Genomic DNA, 15,247 nt, shown 5'->3' with positions numbered 1-15,247 from the left:
TGGAACAATCCGCCCATGGCGCGGCGGGGGCCGAACGGGATGCGCTGATGGAAGCGCGTCAGTTCGTCACCTTCTTCGTCGGCAATGAAGTGTTCGCCGTACCGATGGCCCCGGTGCGCGAAATTATCCGGGTACCGGATGTGGTTCGGGTCCCGCTCAGTCCCCCCAGTCTGGAAGGACTCGCCAATCTGCGCGGGCTGGTGCTGCCGGTCGTCAGTCTGCGCCGGCTGTTCCGGTTTCCCGACCGCACCCACGACGACGCCACCCGCGCCCTGGTCATTGATTTCGGCGCACCCGCCGGATTTGTCGTAGATCGAGTGGCCAGCGTGATCACCGTCGAGCTGGACCAGATCGAAAGCGCCACCGCGATTCAGGCCACCATTGATTCTGATCTCCTACTGGGAGTGATCAAGAACGTCAGCGGCCACGAAATGGTGATGATTCTGGACTTCGCCCAGCTCATTAAAAATGAGTTTGCCTCACTGGCCCGCGAACAGACCAAGGCCGGCGCCGCCACCAGCGAGCAAGCGCGGGAAACCGCCAAAGGCAGCGACGGCAGCAGTGACGAATTGCAATTGGTGAGCTTCGTCGTGGCGGGTCAGGAGTACGCCATCGCGATTGAACGGGTGCAGGAAATCGTCCAGGTTCCCGAACAGATCATTCATGTGCCCAAGGCGGCGGCGCATGTGATCGGGGTGATGACCCTGCGCCAGCGGTTGTTGCCGCTGGTCAGCTTGCGACGGATGTTTAATCTGCCCGCAGAGGCGCTGGGCGAACACAATCGCATCGTAGTCATTTCCCTCAGTAGCGGCGGCGACCAACTGGCGGTCGGAGTAATCACCGACACGGTGAACGAGGTGTTGCGGGTCAGCAGCAGCCTGGTGGACACTATGCCCGCCCTGCTGGCGCGGGACGCCGACATTGCCGAAATTACCGACATTTGCCGGCTGAACGATGGCAAGCGGCTGGTTTCGATCATCTCGGCGGAAAAGATGTTCGCCCACAGCGCGTTCCGCGAAGCGGCGGCCGTCGTCAGCGAATTGCAGGAAGGGAGCGAAGCAGTCGTGACCGATAAAACGGAAGGGCAGGGCCTCGTCGGCGAAGACGAGCAGATGGTGGTATTCCGGTTGATGAAGGAAGAGTTCGGGGTGCCGATTGATTCGGTGCAGGAGATCGTGCGAGTGCCCGATCAACTGGCTCATGTGCCGAAAGCGCCGGAATTCATCGAAGGAGTGATCAACCTGCGCGGCGCGGTGTTGCCAGTGGTGGATCAACGGCGTCGCTTCGGGTTGCCGTCGCAGGATCGCAACGACCGGCAGCGGATCATGGTGTTCACCATCAACGGGGTGCGCACCGGGTTTATTGTGGATTCCGTCACTGAGGTGCTGAAAATTCCCCGCCAGGCGATTGAGGATGCGCCCAATCTGTCTGAGGAAACCGCCAAGCTGATCCGGCGGGTCGCCAACCTGCAAAAGCAGAAACGGATGATCCTGTTGCTGGACGTGGACCAACTGCTGGAAAGTGGCGAAGTCACCGCCCTGGAAATAGCGGCGCTGCATTGAGCTTGCATTGGTGAAATCTCCCCTGACCCCCCTTTTTCAAAGGGGGGAACTACGGCGGTGGCAGGCCGCAGGTTGGGCAAAGCGCAGCGTGCCCAACCTGCCAAAACTCAATACCTATTGAGAAATGGTATTACCGCAGTCAATTACCCCGCCCTAAAGGGCGAGGCTTGTGGTGGATGAAACCGCAAGTCTGGATTGACCAGCCCAAGCCGTAACCAACCGGCTCCGTTGCAACGAAGTACCCGACCGACGCCGGGGCGCTTCCTCAACTCCGGCCTCTCGAAGCGGCCGATGCAGACACGCGACCGGGTAAGTACGAAACGGTTTGTCGCCAGGCGAAAGCCAAAGCTGCGTTGCAACATGGGCGAGGGGAGCGAAGCCGTAGGGCTTCTGTCACTAGGTGCGTAAGCACATTTTTGGAGAAGGTTAATGGCTGTTTTGGTATTGGATAGACACAAAAACCCGTTGATGCCGTGCAGCGAGAAACGCGCCAGAAAGTTATTGGAAAGAGGTCGCGCACGAATCCATCGACTCATGCCGTTTTCGATTCGGCTCGTGGATCGGACCGTCAACGAAAGTATGTTACAACCCGTCAAGATTAAACTTGATCCGGGAAGCAAGACGACCGGGATCGCTGTAGTGCGTCACTCAGAAACGATGGACGACGCAACGGGTGAAATCCACGTGACGGTTCACGTTCTGAATTTATTTGAGCTTCACCATCGCGGGCAACAGATCAGTGAGTCATTAACCGCACGTCGGCAAATGCGGCGGCGGCGGCGTGGAAACCTACGCTATCGGAAACCCCGGTTCCTGAATTGCGGCAATAAGGGTAAGGGCTGGCTTGCGCCAAGCCTGCAACATCGGGTGGATACGACAGGCGCTTGGGTTCATCGTTTGCAACGGCTTGCCCCTGTCACTGGGATTGCTCAGGAATTAGTGCGGTTTGATTTGCAACAGATGGAGAATCCAGAAATCAGCGGGGTTGAATACCAACAAGGCACTCTGGCGGGTTATGAAACCCGTGAATACCTGCTTAATAAGTGGAATAGGGAATGCGCCTATTGCGGCACCAGGAATGTCCCGTTGCAGATTGAACACATCACGCCTAAAGCGAAAGGTGGGAGCCCCCGGATTTCCAACCTGACGCTGGCTTGTCGGTCGTGTAATCAGCAGAAAGGCGCTCAAGAAATCAACGTCTTTTTAGCGAAAGACCCCCAGCGATTAGCGCGGATTCAGGCGCAAGCCAAAAGACCGTTAAAGGATGCGGCGGCGGTGAACACCACCCGATGGGTGCTCTTTAATACCCTGAAAATAACGGGATTGCCAGTCACCACCGGGTCAGGTGGTCTCACCAAATTCAATCGGACTCGACTCGATATTCCGAAGACCCATGCGCTGGATGCGGCTTGTGTGGGCGATATGGACGAAATCAGAGATTGGAATAAACCGACTTTAGCGATTAAAGCGACTGGACGCGGTAGTTACCAGCGAACCCGACTCAATGCCTATGGATTCCCGCGTGGTTATTTGACCCGACAGAAACGGATCAAAGGATTTCAGACCGGGGACAGGGTGAAAGCCGAAGTCACCCAAGGTAAGAAAATAGGTTCCTATCTTGGGCGCGTGGCGGTTCGCGCATCGGGAAGTTTCAACCTTCAAACCGCTCAAGGGGTGATCCGAGGGATGGGCTATCGGTACTGCAAAGTCATTCAACGTGCTGATGGTTATGGCTATTCGCAACCACTTAACCCAAAAGAAGCCGAACTTCGTTCGGCCCGCTATCCCTCCCCGGCATAAATGCCGGGGTCTCTCGCAGAGATTCTGATGATTAAGTTAATGATCGTTGATGACTCCGCGTTGATGCGCAAGCATCTGGTCAAGCTGTTCGAGCAGGAAGGCGACTTCACTCTCTGCACCTGTCGCACTGGCGCCGAAGCCTTGGCCGAGTTGGCGGTTTTTCAGCCGGATGTGATTAGTCTGGACATCAACATGCCGGAAATGGACGGGATGACCGCCCTGAGCCGGATTATGGTCGAGCGCCCTTGTCCGGTGGTCATGGTGTCCTCACTGACCGAAAAAGGCGCGCTGGCGACCTTCGAGGCGTTGAGCCTGGGCGCGGTGGATTATGTCTGCAAGCCCGGCGGCACCATCTCGTTGAGTATTGACGACATTCACGCCGAATTGATCAGCAAGATTCGCGCTGCCGCCAAAGCCAAAATTCGCAAGGCGCGAGGGCTGGTGGATCGCATCCGCCAGCAAAACCGGCTGGCGCCGGAACCGGTCAAGAAGCCGGTGGAACCGCGCCCGTCAGCCGCCAAAACCGCCAAAGCGGGGGTGGTCCTCGTCGGGGTTTCTACCGGCGGCCCGCGCACCCTGGAAGAAATTCTGCCGCGTTTGCCCGCTGATTTTCCCTGGACGGTGGTAGTGGCTCAGCACATGCCGGCCAATTTCACCGGCCCTTTTGCCAAGCGGATGGGTGGCCTGTGCAACCTGCCGGTGCTTGAAGTCAGTAAACCGACCCTGCTGGAGCCGGGCACGATCTACATTGGGCGCGGCAGCGCCGATGTCATTTTCAGCCGACGCGGCACCGGCATCGCCGCGCTGTCGCAGCCGGAAAACCGAACTTATCTGTGGCATCCCTCGGTGGAACTGATGGTGCGCAGCGCCCTGGAACACTATCCCGCTGACCGGCTCATTGGCGTCATGCTGACCGGCATGGGTTACGACGGGGCTGACGCAATGGCTGAACTGCATCTGCGCGGCGGCCGCACCATTGCCGAATCCGAAGACACTGCGGTGGTGTTCGGAATGCCGGCTGAGTTGATCAACCGGGGCGGCGCGACCGTGGTTGCGCCCTGTGATCAAGTCGCCACCCATTTGCTTCGCTGGCTGCATTGAGGACACTTTGACATGGCCTTGATTAGAAAAACGCACACGACGCCATCTGATGGTAATAACCGCCGCCTGCCCCGGGATCGCCAAGGGTTGTTGCGCCAGTTGGAGGACGAAGCGGCTGATATTCGCCGTTGGGCCGCCCTGGATTTAGCGGCTTTTCCCGACGCTGCCGAGGAAATCTGCGCCCGGTTGGAACAGGAGACCCAAACCTCGGTGCGCGAAGCGATGTTCACTACGCTGATCGAAATCGGCGGCAATGCAGTGGTCAACGGTTTGATTCCGCTGTTGCGCAGCGAAGATGCTGCCTTGCGCAATTCAGCGGTCGAAGCGTTGCAACAACTACCGGACGCGGTGTCGCCGTATATGGCGACCATGCTGGAAGATCCCGATCCGGATTACCGGATTTTTGCGGTCAACGTGCTGGCCAATCTGCGTCATCCTCAGACTCCGGCCTGGCTGGTGCAGGTGGTGGCGCATGACCGCGACTTTAACGTCTGCGCCTCGGCGGTGGACGTGTTGGCGGAAGTGGGAACGCCGGAAGCGATTCCGGCCTTGAACGCGCTGCCGGAGCGCTTTAGCGACGAACCGTTTATGCAATTCTGTGTGCAAGCCGCGATTCGCCGGATTCAGGGCCATGATGGTTAAACCTTATCCCGACCAGGAGCGATCACCTTGAGCCTTCCCCAGGCGACGCCTACCATCAGCAATGAAGAATTCCTGAAATTCCGGGATTTCTTTTATCGCAAGACCGGCATTTTTTTTGAGGAAACCAAACACTATTTTGTGGACAAGCGTCTGGTTGAACGGATTCAGGCCACCGGTAATGATAATTTCCGCAGCTATTTCGTCATGCTGCGTTTTGAAACGTCCGGGACGGAATTACAGGCGCTCATCAATCTGATGACGGTCAACGAGACTTATTTCTTCCGCGAGGAATATCAATTCACCTGTCTGGTCAATTCGATTCTGGAAGAAGTGGTGCAACACAAACCGCGCAATGAATCGATCCGGATTTGGTCAGTGCCGAGCTCATCGGGCGAGGAGCCGTATTCGCTGGCTATTTACCTGCTGGAGCATTGGCCGCGAGCCGATGACTACAACATCGAACTGGTCGCTTCCGACATTGATACCGGGATTCTGGAACGAGCGCGGCAGGGTCGCTATGACCAGCGCTCCATTCAGCATCTCCCCGAACCGCTGTTGCGCAAATACTTCACCAAATTGAACGGCCAGTATCAGATTAATGCCGATTTGCGCAATTCAGTCGAATTTACCTTGGTCAATATCACCGATTTGGCCCAGATGCGCGGCTACCGTGATTTTGACGTGGTGTTCTGCCGTAATTTGCTGATCTACTTCGATGACACCTCGCGGCGCATTGCGGCGGAATCGCTGTTCAACGCTTTGCGCCCCGGCGGTTTCATTTGTCTGGGGCATTCGGAATCCATGAGCCGCATCACTCCGTTATTCAAGGTGCGCAAGTTCCCCGAAGCCATCGTCTACCAGAAACCGCGATAGGCCATTCTCATGAAAAGAATTTTAGTCATCGACGACGCTACCACAGTACGGATGTATTACCGGCAGGTGCTGGAGGCACAAGGTTTTGCCGTGGAGGAAGCGGGCAATGGTTATGAAGGTCTGGAAAAGGCGCTGGTTGGCTCCTTCGATCTGTATATCGTGGATGTCAACATGCCCAAGATGGATGGTTATACCCTTTTGCGTACCATTCGTCAGGAACCGTCAATCTGCGCGACGCCTGCGATCATGATCAGTACCGAAGGTCAGGCTCAGGATGCCACCGCTGCTTATGCCGCCGGTGCCAACCTGTATTTCCAAAAGCCGGTGCGACCGGAAACATTGGTTCTACATGTCCGCCTGCTCACCGGGGAGGTCGCGCCATGAATCCCTTATTGGCGCAATTCATCGCCGAAAGTCGCGATCAACTGGAATTGACTGGCGCGGGCCTGCTGGCGATAGAAAACAATCCCCACGATACCGACAAGCTCAACGAGATTTTCCGGGCTGCGCACACCATCAAGGGCAGTTCCGGGTTGTTCGAGATGCGGCCCGTCACCCTGCTGGTTCATGCCGCCGAAGATTTACTCGACGCCTTGCGCTCGCAAACCGTGACCTTCGAGCGCGGAATGGTGGATTTGTTGCTGGACGCCTTTGACCAGGTGAGCCAGTGGCTGGATCTGCTGGAGCAGACCGAAACCTTGCCGGTCGAGTTGGAAGCGACCGCCCGTGAATTGGGTGCGAAGCTGCGAGTATTCCTCAAGGATATTGCCCCGGAAGCAGCGACGGACGCTCCCTCGACGCCTGCCTTTGATGAGTTGAACTGGATCGGGCAATTTCCCGAAGAGGAACGGGCGGCGTTGCATCGGCGACTGACCGAGAGCGGTGAACCGTTGCTGGCATTTCGCTATGCGCCGGATGCGCAATGTTTCTTCCAGGGTGAAGACCCGTTTTATCAAGTCCGGCAAATTCCCGGATTGGCGCTGCTCGATTTTGCGCCCACTGAACCGTGGCTGCCGCTGACTGAACTGGATGCCTACTGCTGTGTGTTGCGATTTGAAGGGCTGGCCTGCGCACCGCACGCTGACGTGGCGACGCTGTTCCGTTATGTCCCCGATCAGGTGTGTCTGCTGGCCGTGCCGCCCCAAGTGCTGGCGGTTCCGGTGGGTCGGCGCGATGACGATCCGGCTCACTATGATGGTTTTGTGGTTGAGGCGCTGGAACTGGTCGGGCAGGAAGACTGGGCCGGATTGCGGAGCCTCATCGCCCTGCTGCTGGACGCCACCGATCCCGGCGACTGGACCGCCTCGGCGCTGCGCTGGCTGCGGCGGCTGGTGAAGGACGCCACGCCGGATCAGGCCGCAGTGCGTCTGCTGCTGGAGGCCATTCGCACCGAACAGGGGCCGGATTGGCTCAGCAGTCTGGTGATGGACACTCCACCGATCATTGCTACCAAGCCGCAGGCATTGAGCGACGTGGAACAGGCGGCGTTCCAGCACATCGCCGCCGAGCAGTTGCGCATTCTGGAATTGCCGGTCGAGCCGGAATCCTGGTCCGGTCGGATCCGCTCCGTCTGCGCCTGTCTTGCCAATGGCCTGCGTTATGCCCGGCGCGTGGATTGGCTGGAGGAACTGGAAGAAGCGCGGGAAATTGCGCTCGACACCGGCGCTACCGCCACGCTGCGTGGAATACTGGCCCGACTGATGGACAACCCGCCTCCGGCAACGGAAGAAATATCGGCTGTTGTGGTGAAGCCCGAAGAACTGGTCGCTGACAAGCTGGCAATCAAGACCCTGAAAGTCGATCAGCACAAGGTGGATCGACTGATGGACTTGATCGGCGAATTGGTGGTCGCCAAAAACGGCCTGCCCTATCTCGCCCAACGCGCCGAGCGGGTTTATGGGCAGCGGGATTTGGCCCGCGAAATCAAGGATCAATACGGCGTTATCAATCGCATCGCCCAGGAATTGCAGAGCAGCATCATGCAAATTCGGATGATGCCGGTCGGTCATGTTTTTCAGCGCTTTCCCCGGTTGGTGCGGGACTTGTCGAAAAAGCTGGATAAGAAAATCAATCTGGTGGTTGAGGGTGAGGACACCGAGGCCGACAAGAACATCATCGAGACTCTCGCCGATCCATTGATTCACATTCTGCGCAACAGCATTGATCATGGGATCGAATCGCCGGAGGAGCGGCTTTCTCTGGGCAAATCGGACGAGGGCTGGATTCGGGTCAAGGCGTATCAGGACAACGATAACGTCGCCATTGAGATTTCCGACGACGGGCGCGGGGTGGATGCGGCGGCGGTGAAGGACAAGGCGGTGCGGCGCGGGCTGATCACGCCTGAACAGGCCGAGACCATCAGCGATCATGAGGCGGTGCAATGGATTTTCGCTCCCGGCCTGTCCACCGCAGATCAAGTGTCCGATATTTCCGGGCGCGGGGTGGGCATGGATGTGGTGCGCAATTCAGTGGATAAGGTGGGCGGCGCGGTCACGGTCCACAGCCGGCAGGGTATGGGCACCGACATCCGCTTGACGTTGCCGCTGTCCATGGCCGTGACTCAAGTAATGGCGGTGGAGCTGGACGGCAAGCTGCTCGGCGTTCCCATGGATATCGTGGTCGAAACTGTGCGCTTGCCGCCTGCGGCCATTTATGCGATCAAGCAACGGGAAGCGTTCATTTTGCGGGATCGGCTGGTGCCACTCACCCGCTTGCGGCGGTTGCTGGATTTAAGCGAACCGGCCACCGGCGATGCGGCGCTGGCAACCCTGGTGGTCAAGTTCCACGGCGAGAGCGTCGGTATTGTGGTGGACAATTTCCGCGAAGGCATGGAAGTGATTCTTAAACCACTGGAGGGGGTGCTGGCCGGGCTGCGGCACTATGCCGGGACTGCCCTGCTGGGTGATGGTTCGGTGATGCTGGTGATCAATCTCAAGGAATTGCTCTGATGCCGATTCATTTCATGAAAAATGTGGCGTGTTTCAAAGAGGTTTGCACCGTCGAGGAAGCGGAGCTGTTGCTACAATGGTTACAGGATCAACCCAGGGGCAAAGTGAAGCTCAAGGAATGCACCCATGTTCATACCGCCATCGTGCAGGTGCTGCTGGCAGCTAGAGTCATGGTGACATTGCCGCCGGCGGATCCCGATCTGGCGCGCTGGTTGATGCCGGTGTTGCAAAGCCGGTCGTAGCACGGGCTTGAACTGAGGAACAGCAGCGATGTTGCAGGCGATAGAAGTGGAAGTGAGCGCCCAAGGCGAAATTATCCCACAGGAGCCTTTGCCACCGGGTCGGCGCTATCGGGCGGTGTTGACGCTGCTGGAACCGCTGGAAGCGGCGAGTTCTCCTGCGACGGAAGGGCTTGAATCACTGTTTGGGCTGTTGCGCGCTGATCAAGGGGTGAGCTTGGAACAAATGGATTTGATAGTGCGGCAGCGGGCGCGGGTAAAATTCCATGATTGCGATTGATACCAATGTACTGGTTCGGGTATTGGTAGATGACCCGACCGCGCCGCAACAATGCGAGCAGGCCCGCATTTTGCTCAAAGCACAAGGTTCAGTATGGGTTTCACAGCCGGTTTTGATTGAAACAGTATGGGTACTGGAAAGTGCCTACGGATTAGATAAAGCACAGTTGCTGGACGTGCTGGAACGCATTCTTCGGCATCCCGGCGTCTGCTTGGAATCTTCGGAATTATTAGATAGCGCCTTATCCCTTTATAGCGCCAGTCATACCGATTTTGCTGATTGCCTGATTCTGGTCAAAGCACAGACGCAACATCTCATCCTCTACACCTTTGATCGTAAATTGGCGCGGTTACACGGCGCACAACGAGTAGCGAATCTATGAAAACCATTTTTCTGGTGGATGACTCCGCCACCATGCTGATGAGCCTGAGCGAGATTTTGCAAAAAGCCGGGTTCACGGTTCAAACCGCTGCCGATGGCGCAGACGCACTCAGCCAATTCAAGGCGGGAGCCAAACCTGACCTGGTGATTACCGATCAGAACATGCCCGGTCTGACCGGGATTGAGCTAATCCGCGAGACTCGCAAACTGCCGACGTTCCGCTTCACGCCGATTTTGATGCTGACCACCGAATCGCAACAGGCCAAACGCCAGGAAGGCAAGGCGGCCGGTGCGACCGGCTGGCTGGTCAAGCCAGTCGCCGGCAAAGACTTGCTGGGGGTGATCAAGCAGGTGTTGCCGGGAGCCTGAAGTGCAAATAAGCAACCCGTTGAAGGTGCTGGCCGCATCGGTGGGGTGGGAGCAAGGCCAAGCATGGTTGAACCAACAATGGCTGAAGTTCCGAGGCCGGGTTGCGACGGTGCCAGCGCCGGAAGTAGTGCCGCCCACCGACTGTGCCGCTTGCCGCGTTACCCTCGAATACTCTTATAAGATCACGCAATCCTTTGATGAACCGCTACGGCTGGTGATGCGCGAAACCGAGCAATCGGCGCTGGACATCATGGGCCGGGTCAAGGACCTCGATCACACCGCCAGCCAACTGGTCAACTATCTGACCAAAGCCGATCAGGACACTCTGGATATGCACGCGCAGATTCAGAACAGTTCGGTGAGCATCGAGCGTATCGGCCAGTTCATGCAGCAGTTGCCGGAAAAAATTGAAGCCGAGCGGCAAGGTTCAGCCGAACTGGTAGAAAAAATTAACCAGATCATGGAACTGAGCGCAACTGCCGAGGCGATTAAAGACATTAGCCGGCTGACCAACATGGTGGCGATCAATGCGGCGATTCAGGCCGCGCACGCCGGGGAATACGGGCGCGGTTTTACAGTAGTGGCGGACGAGGTGCGGCGCTTGTCCACCCGTTCCGGCGAAGCCGCCGACCAGATCGGCCAGACCGTCAAGAGCATTCACCAGGCTATTCACGCTTATCTGGACAGTCGCTTGCAGCGCGATTTCGCTCATGATCTCCGTGAAGCCGCTCATGTCGCCGAATCGGCGCATCAACTCCAGGCCAGCCATGAGGACATGAATCAGTATTACAAAACCCTGCTGACGGTGGTGAAGGAATACAACAGCAATATGGCGAACGCGATTGTCGAGGCGCTCGGCAACATGCAATATCAGGACGTAGTGCGCCAGCGGCTGGAACGGGTTCTGATTGCGCAAACCCGCTACCGTGATGTGTTGCAAGCGGCGCTCGACGATCCGGCCTTGCCGTCATCGCCACGCTTCAAAGCAGATATGGAACAGGTCCTGAGCGCCTATCTTGAAGAGGAAAGTCACCACGGCGATCAGAGTAACGCTGAGGGTGGTGATGAGAGTTCAGCTCCCATGATCGAGCTGTTCTGAGCGGCGAATCCAACAACAAGGAGCTAAACCATGACCGAAGCGGTTGATTTTAATGTAGCGCGCTGGCTGGAAGCCCAGCAGGAAGCGGTGCTGGATGCGTGGATGAGCGATATTGTGTCCCGCTGGAAAAAAAATTATCTGCATGTGGTGGACACCGAACACCTGCACCTGCAATCGCGGCAATTGCTGGAGGAAATCCGCAAGTTGTTCGTCGAGAATCCGAATGAGTTCTGGGAACCGACCCCCGACAGCAAGATCGTGGTCCTCATCCGTAGCCTTTCCACCCAACGGGCCAAGCAGGGTTTCAAACCGGCGGACAGCACTTTTTATGTACTTTCTCTCAAGCGGGTGCTGTGGCGTCGCCTGCTCCAGGACCGCATCGCGGAAAATAAGGTGGCCCTCGCTACCTGTTTGGCGATGATCGAGAACGTCATCGACCGCCTGACCCTGTTGATCTATGAAGTCTACGTCGAGACCCGTGAGCGCCTCATTGCCCAGCAAAGCCTGTCGTTGCTCGAATTGTCCACGCCAGTGGTTCGATTGTGGGATCGGGTGCTCATGGTGCCGCTGATCGGGGTGATGGATACCCAGCGCGCCCGGCAGACTACCGAACGACTGCTGGAGGCGATTGCCAAATATGAAGCGACCGTTGCCATCCTCGACGTGACCGGGGTGCCGGTACTGGATACCAGCGTCGCCGGCCATATCATGAAAACCATTGCCGCCGCCCAGATGTTAGGGGCACGGGTGGTAATGACCGGGATCAGCCCGGATGGGGCGCAAACCCTGGTCAAGCTCGGGGTGGATTTCTCGGTGGTCACCACTCGCGCCACTTTGCGGGCCGGTGTCGCTGAGTCGCTGCTGCTGGTCGGCAAGCGCATTGTCGCGGTTAAGGATGCGCCATGAGAATACCCATCCTGCGTTTGGGCGACATTCTGCTCACCTCGATTCAGGTGGATCTAACCGACGCCGAGGTGATGCAATTTCAGACCGACGTGTTGCACGCCATCGCCGATATCGAGGCCCGTGGCCTGGTGATCGAAATCACTGCGCTGGAAGTGGTGGATTCGTTCATGGCGCGCACCATCAACGATACCGCCAATATGGCGCAGATGATCGGAGCCGAGGTGGTGGTGTGCGGGATGCGTCCCGCAGTGGCCCTCACCCTGATTGAAATGGGGCGGGGCCTGATCGGGGTGGAAACCACGTTCAATCTGAACGAGGGACTGGCTCGGTTAAACAAGAAGATTGCGCAACGGGGCGATAGCAGCCTGACTGATGATGAAGATGCCGTATGACTGTCCCGCCCGAAGCTGCCGAATTCACCATTCCTATCCGCGACTCTACTGACGTGCTGCGGGCGCGAGGCAGCGCTCGTGAACTGGCCGCCCGCCTCAAACTCGGTAGCGCTGATCAGACCCGGCTGGCTACCGCAGTTTCCGAATTGACCCGCAACATTCTGCAATACGCTGGGGAAGGCACCTGCACCATCATCAATGCCTCCGACGATCACCAGCGTTGTATCCGGGTAATTGTCGAGGATCACGGCCCCGGCATCCCGGACATCCCTTTGGCCTTGCGCGATGGCTATAGCACCGGTGGCGGGTTGGGGGCGGGCCTGCCGGGAGTGCAACGGCTGATGGATGAATTTCAGATCACCTCCCAGCCGGGTCACACCTGCCTGACGATGGCGATGAACCGTCCGCGAACTCCATTCACCTAGTCGGTAACAGGCATCCACCGCTATGCTGGAATCCGTCCGCGTTTCGATTAGTGAAGAAATCCATAGTGCCGAGGCGCGACGCCAGGCGTTGCTCCTCGCCCAGCACTTGGGCTTTGGTCGCACCGATGCCTACTATCTCGCTACTGCCGTAACCGAACTGGCCACCAATCTTTTTCGCCATGCGGGCGGCGGCGAGATTCAGTTGCGCACACTAACCCGTCAAAACGCGGTAGGGATCGAGGTGATCGCCCACGATACCGGGCCGGGCATCGCCAATGTCGAACAAGCGCTGCGCGAGGGTTTCAGCACCTCCGGCGGCCTGGGTTGCGGTCTGCCGGGGGTACGCCGGTTGATGGACGAGCTGGAAATTTGCTCCGAAATGGGCCGGGGCACCCGGATTCGGGCCTGTAAGTGGGCCGCTATCATCCAGACGGTAGAGCGCCAATGTTGAACGAACTCGGTGGGTTGGACGGTTATCATGCTACCGATCCGGAAGAGTGGAGGATCGGTCACCATCCCTTTGCGGTCGGTGCGGTGGCCCGCCCCATTCTGGATGAGGACGTTTGCGGCGATGTGTGCGCCTGCTGGGAGCAGGGACAAAAGCTGTATCTGTTTCTGGCGGATGGTTTGGGGCATGGCGAGTTTGCCCGTGCGGCGGCACTGGCGGCGCTGGCCAGCGTGAAAAATCATCCGCCAGATACCTTGCCCACGGTTTTTGCGCACTGCGACCGGGATATTCAGCACACCCGCGGGGTAGCGATGGGGATCGCCGTAATCGATCCGGTGGCTCGAACCGCCACCTTCTGCGGCGTGGGTAATATCCGCATCGTGCTGCTGGGGCAGCGCCCGCGTCATTTCTCCTGTAGCTATGGCATCGTCGGCGCGGGCTTCAAGAATCTGCTGGTAGAAACTCTGCCGTTCGCGCCCGGCGACCTGCTGATTCTGAGCAGTGACGGCATCATCGAACATTTTATAGCCCCCGATCCGCCTCCCGGCGAACCGTGGAGTGCGCGGGGGCTGGCTGAGGCGATTCTGGCGGAGTGGGGCATTACCAGCGATGACGCTTCAGTTCTGGTCTGTCAGGCGCTGGCCGGTGAGGGCGACGATGAACGCCGGTGATGCTGCGTCGCCCAGCCTCCAGTATGTCCAGCTCCTCCGCGAGTATTGGCAGCACAATGGCGAGGAGGCGCTGATCTGTGCGGCTGATTTGGGGAAAAAACTGGTTCACGCCGGCTTGCCGCCCGAAGACATCGGCGAATTTCAGCAGCAGGCGTTGGTGACGCTCGGGCGAGATCTACCCGCTATCGCGCTTGAGGAAGTGGCGGAGCGGATCACGCCGCCACTGATCGAGGTGCTGGTGGCCTATGGCCTGGCGTTCCGCGAGCAGACTGAGCTGCGTTACGCGCTCGATATTGAGAAGCGGATGGAGCAAAACCACAAGATGGAAGCACTGGGTACGCTATCCGCCGGAATTGCGCATGATTTCAATACCATCCTGGGCGTCATCCTGGGTTATACCGAGATGACCCTGGATCTGGCGCCGGTCGGCACCCCGACGCACCGGAACCTCCAGCACGTCATCGCAGCGACGTTGCGGGCACGGGATTTAGTGGCGCGGATTCTGGCCTTTGGTCGCCGGAGCGAGATATGCAAAACCCCGGTGCGAATCGCCGATAGCCTGGATGAATCCTTGGCAATGCTGGGGATGACCTTGCCGCCCAGTGTGGTGTTGCGTACCGAGCTGGTGCAATCGGATTTGGTGGTGCTGGCCGACCCCGGTGAGATGCAGCAACTTATCGTGGACCTGACCATCAACGCCGTTCACGCCATCGCCGAGCGTGGCGTTATCACCTTTGCGCTGGATACGGTCACCTTCGACCCCGCCACCCAGCCAGCGCCGCCCGAACTGCCGCCCGGCGAGTATGTGCGGTTTCGAGTCCGGGATAGCGGCTGTGGGATTTCCAGCTCGGTCATCGATCGAATTTTCGAGCCGTTTTTCACCACTAAAGCGGTGGGTCACGGCAGCGGCCTGGGGCTGTCGGTGGTGTATGGCATCGTCCAGCGCATGGGCGGCGCGATCAGTGTAAAGAGTGAACTCGGCCACGGCACTGAATTCGAGATGCTTTATCCGCGTTTTATTGCGTAGGGCGGGTTAGCGCAGCGTAACCCGCCACCACGGTCATTCAGCCAAGGCGGGTTACGGCTAACGCCTAACCCGCCCTACTATGCG

18 protein-coding genes are annotated in these 15,247 nt (G+C 58.2%); all 18 read left to right on the top strand.

The window, feature by feature from the left end:
- A partial coding sequence (locus BN874_RS17605; RefSeq protein WP_034435591.1) for a chemotaxis protein CheW occupies positions 1-1,562 on the top strand: 1,562 nt, incomplete at its 5' end.
- A gap of 429 nt (positions 1,563-1,991) precedes the next feature.
- Positions 1,992-3,362, top strand: coding sequence for an RNA-guided endonuclease IscB (gene iscB, locus BN874_RS17600; RefSeq protein WP_034435590.1), 1,371 nt, complete (start codon positions 1,992-1,994; stop codon positions 3,360-3,362).
- A 27-nt stretch (positions 3,363-3,389) separates the two neighbouring features.
- Positions 3,390-4,463, top strand: coding sequence for a chemotaxis-specific protein-glutamate methyltransferase CheB (gene cheB / locus BN874_RS17595; RefSeq protein WP_034435589.1), 1,074 nt, complete (start codon positions 3,390-3,392; stop codon positions 4,461-4,463).
- 12 nt (positions 4,464-4,475) lie between these two features.
- Positions 4,476-5,105 carry a HEAT repeat domain-containing protein gene (locus tag BN874_RS17590; RefSeq protein ID WP_034435588.1) on the top strand — a complete coding sequence of 210 codons (630 nt, stop codon included), beginning with the start codon at positions 4,476-4,478 and terminating at the stop codon, positions 5,103-5,105.
- A 27-nt stretch (positions 5,106-5,132) separates the two neighbouring features.
- Entirely contained in the window at positions 5,133-5,978 is an 846-nt protein-coding gene (locus BN874_RS17585; protein WP_034435587.1) for a CheR family methyltransferase, read from the top strand.
- A 9-nt stretch (positions 5,979-5,987) separates the two neighbouring features.
- A complete protein-coding gene (locus BN874_RS17580; RefSeq protein ID WP_034435586.1) occupies positions 5,988-6,362 on the top strand; it encodes a response regulator in 375 nt (124 codons plus the stop codon).
- Complete coding sequence (locus tag BN874_RS17575) at positions 6,359-8,926, top strand: chemotaxis protein CheA (RefSeq protein WP_034435585.1); 2,568 nt, start codon at positions 6,359-6,361, stop codon at positions 8,924-8,926. Before BN874_RS17580 ends, BN874_RS17575 begins: the two co-directional genes overlap by 4 nt.
- Positions 8,926-9,168: a hypothetical protein gene (locus BN874_RS17570; RefSeq protein WP_034435584.1), complete on the top strand. Its 243-nt coding sequence runs from the start codon at positions 8,926-8,928 to the stop codon at positions 9,166-9,168. The genes BN874_RS17575 and BN874_RS17570 overlap by 1 nt, the downstream gene beginning before the upstream one ends.
- 28 nt (positions 9,169-9,196) lie before the next feature.
- Positions 9,197-9,445 (top strand): hypothetical protein, encoded by a 249-nt coding sequence (locus tag BN874_RS17565; RefSeq protein ID WP_034435583.1) that lies wholly within the window; start codon positions 9,197-9,199, stop codon positions 9,443-9,445.
- Complete coding sequence (locus BN874_RS17560) at positions 9,432-9,827, top strand: type II toxin-antitoxin system VapC family toxin (RefSeq protein WP_034435582.1); 396 nt, start codon at positions 9,432-9,434, stop codon at positions 9,825-9,827. Before BN874_RS17565 ends, BN874_RS17560 begins: the two co-directional genes overlap by 14 nt.
- Complete coding sequence (locus BN874_RS17555; RefSeq protein ID WP_034435581.1) at positions 9,824-10,195, top strand: response regulator; 372 nt, start codon at positions 9,824-9,826, stop codon at positions 10,193-10,195. The genes BN874_RS17560 and BN874_RS17555 overlap by 4 nt, the downstream gene beginning before the upstream one ends.
- Before the next feature lies 1 nt (position 10,196).
- Complete coding sequence (locus tag BN874_RS17550; protein WP_051497998.1) at positions 10,197-11,294, top strand: methyl-accepting chemotaxis protein; 1,098 nt, start codon at positions 10,197-10,199, stop codon at positions 11,292-11,294.
- Between the two features lie 30 nt (positions 11,295-11,324).
- Positions 11,325-12,200, top strand: coding sequence for an STAS domain-containing protein (locus BN874_RS17545; protein WP_034435580.1), 876 nt, complete (start codon positions 11,325-11,327; stop codon positions 12,198-12,200).
- Positions 12,197-12,592, top strand: a complete 396-nt coding sequence (locus BN874_RS17540) for an STAS domain-containing protein (RefSeq protein WP_034435579.1) — start codon at positions 12,197-12,199, stop codon at positions 12,590-12,592. Before BN874_RS17545 ends, BN874_RS17540 begins: the two co-directional genes overlap by 4 nt.
- Positions 12,589-13,017, top strand: a complete 429-nt coding sequence (locus BN874_RS17535) for an anti-sigma regulatory factor (RefSeq protein WP_034435578.1) — start codon at positions 12,589-12,591, stop codon at positions 13,015-13,017. Before BN874_RS17540 ends, BN874_RS17535 begins: the two co-directional genes overlap by 4 nt.
- Positions 13,018-13,039: 22 nt before the next feature.
- Positions 13,040-13,468 (top strand): anti-sigma regulatory factor, encoded by a 429-nt coding sequence (locus BN874_RS17530; RefSeq protein WP_051497997.1) that lies wholly within the window; start codon positions 13,040-13,042, stop codon positions 13,466-13,468.
- Positions 13,462-14,136: a SpoIIE family protein phosphatase gene (locus tag BN874_RS17525; protein ID WP_051497996.1), complete on the top strand. Its 675-nt coding sequence runs from the start codon at positions 13,462-13,464 to the stop codon at positions 14,134-14,136. The genes BN874_RS17530 and BN874_RS17525 overlap by 7 nt, the downstream gene beginning before the upstream one ends.
- Positions 14,123-15,163: a sensor histidine kinase gene (locus tag BN874_RS17520; RefSeq protein ID WP_034435577.1), complete on the top strand. Its 1,041-nt coding sequence runs from the start codon at positions 14,123-14,125 to the stop codon at positions 15,161-15,163. The genes BN874_RS17525 and BN874_RS17520 overlap by 14 nt, the downstream gene beginning before the upstream one ends.
- The last annotated feature ends 84 nt before the right edge of the window (positions 15,164-15,247 follow it).

The organism is Candidatus Contendobacter odensis Run_B_J11 (genome assembly GCF_000531125.1).
Classification (GTDB): domain Bacteria; phylum Pseudomonadota; class Gammaproteobacteria; order Competibacterales; family Competibacteraceae; genus Contendibacter; species Contendibacter odensensis.
Note: the sequence above shows the minus strand (reverse complement) of the source record. Positions and strands in the feature narration are given on the sequence as shown.

Bases quoted from the DNA above. Each gene is read 5' to 3' on its own strand.
- iscB (WP_034435590.1), top strand. From the start codon at position 1,992: ATGGCTGTTTTGGTATTGGATAGACACAAAAACCCGTTGATGCCGTGC.
- cheB (WP_034435589.1), top strand. From the start codon at position 3,390: ATGATTAAGTTAATGATCGTTGATGACTCCGCGTTGATGCGCAAGCAT.
- BN874_RS17590 (WP_034435588.1), top strand. From the start codon at position 4,476: ATGGCCTTGATTAGAAAAACGCACACGACGCCATCTGATGGTAATAAC.
- BN874_RS17580 (WP_034435586.1), top strand. From the start codon at position 5,988: ATGAAAAGAATTTTAGTCATCGACGACGCTACCACAGTACGGATGTAT.
- BN874_RS17575 (WP_034435585.1), top strand. From the start codon at position 6,359: ATGAATCCCTTATTGGCGCAATTCATCGCCGAAAGTCGCGATCAACTG.
- BN874_RS17570 (WP_034435584.1), top strand. From the start codon at position 8,926: ATGCCGATTCATTTCATGAAAAATGTGGCGTGTTTCAAAGAGGTTTGC.
- BN874_RS17565 (WP_034435583.1), top strand. From the start codon at position 9,197: ATGTTGCAGGCGATAGAAGTGGAAGTGAGCGCCCAAGGCGAAATTATC.
- BN874_RS17560 (WP_034435582.1), top strand. From the start codon at position 9,432: ATGATTGCGATTGATACCAATGTACTGGTTCGGGTATTGGTAGATGAC.
- BN874_RS17555 (WP_034435581.1), top strand. From the start codon at position 9,824: ATGAAAACCATTTTTCTGGTGGATGACTCCGCCACCATGCTGATGAGC.
- BN874_RS17545 (WP_034435580.1), top strand. From the start codon at position 11,325: ATGACCGAAGCGGTTGATTTTAATGTAGCGCGCTGGCTGGAAGCCCAG.
- BN874_RS17540 (WP_034435579.1), top strand. From the start codon at position 12,197: ATGAGAATACCCATCCTGCGTTTGGGCGACATTCTGCTCACCTCGATT.
- BN874_RS17535 (WP_034435578.1), top strand. From the start codon at position 12,589: ATGACTGTCCCGCCCGAAGCTGCCGAATTCACCATTCCTATCCGCGAC.
- BN874_RS17530 (WP_051497997.1), top strand. From the start codon at position 13,040: ATGCTGGAATCCGTCCGCGTTTCGATTAGTGAAGAAATCCATAGTGCC.
- BN874_RS17525 (WP_051497996.1), top strand. From the start codon at position 13,462: ATGTTGAACGAACTCGGTGGGTTGGACGGTTATCATGCTACCGATCCG.
- BN874_RS17520 (WP_034435577.1), top strand. From the start codon at position 14,123: ATGAACGCCGGTGATGCTGCGTCGCCCAGCCTCCAGTATGTCCAGCTC.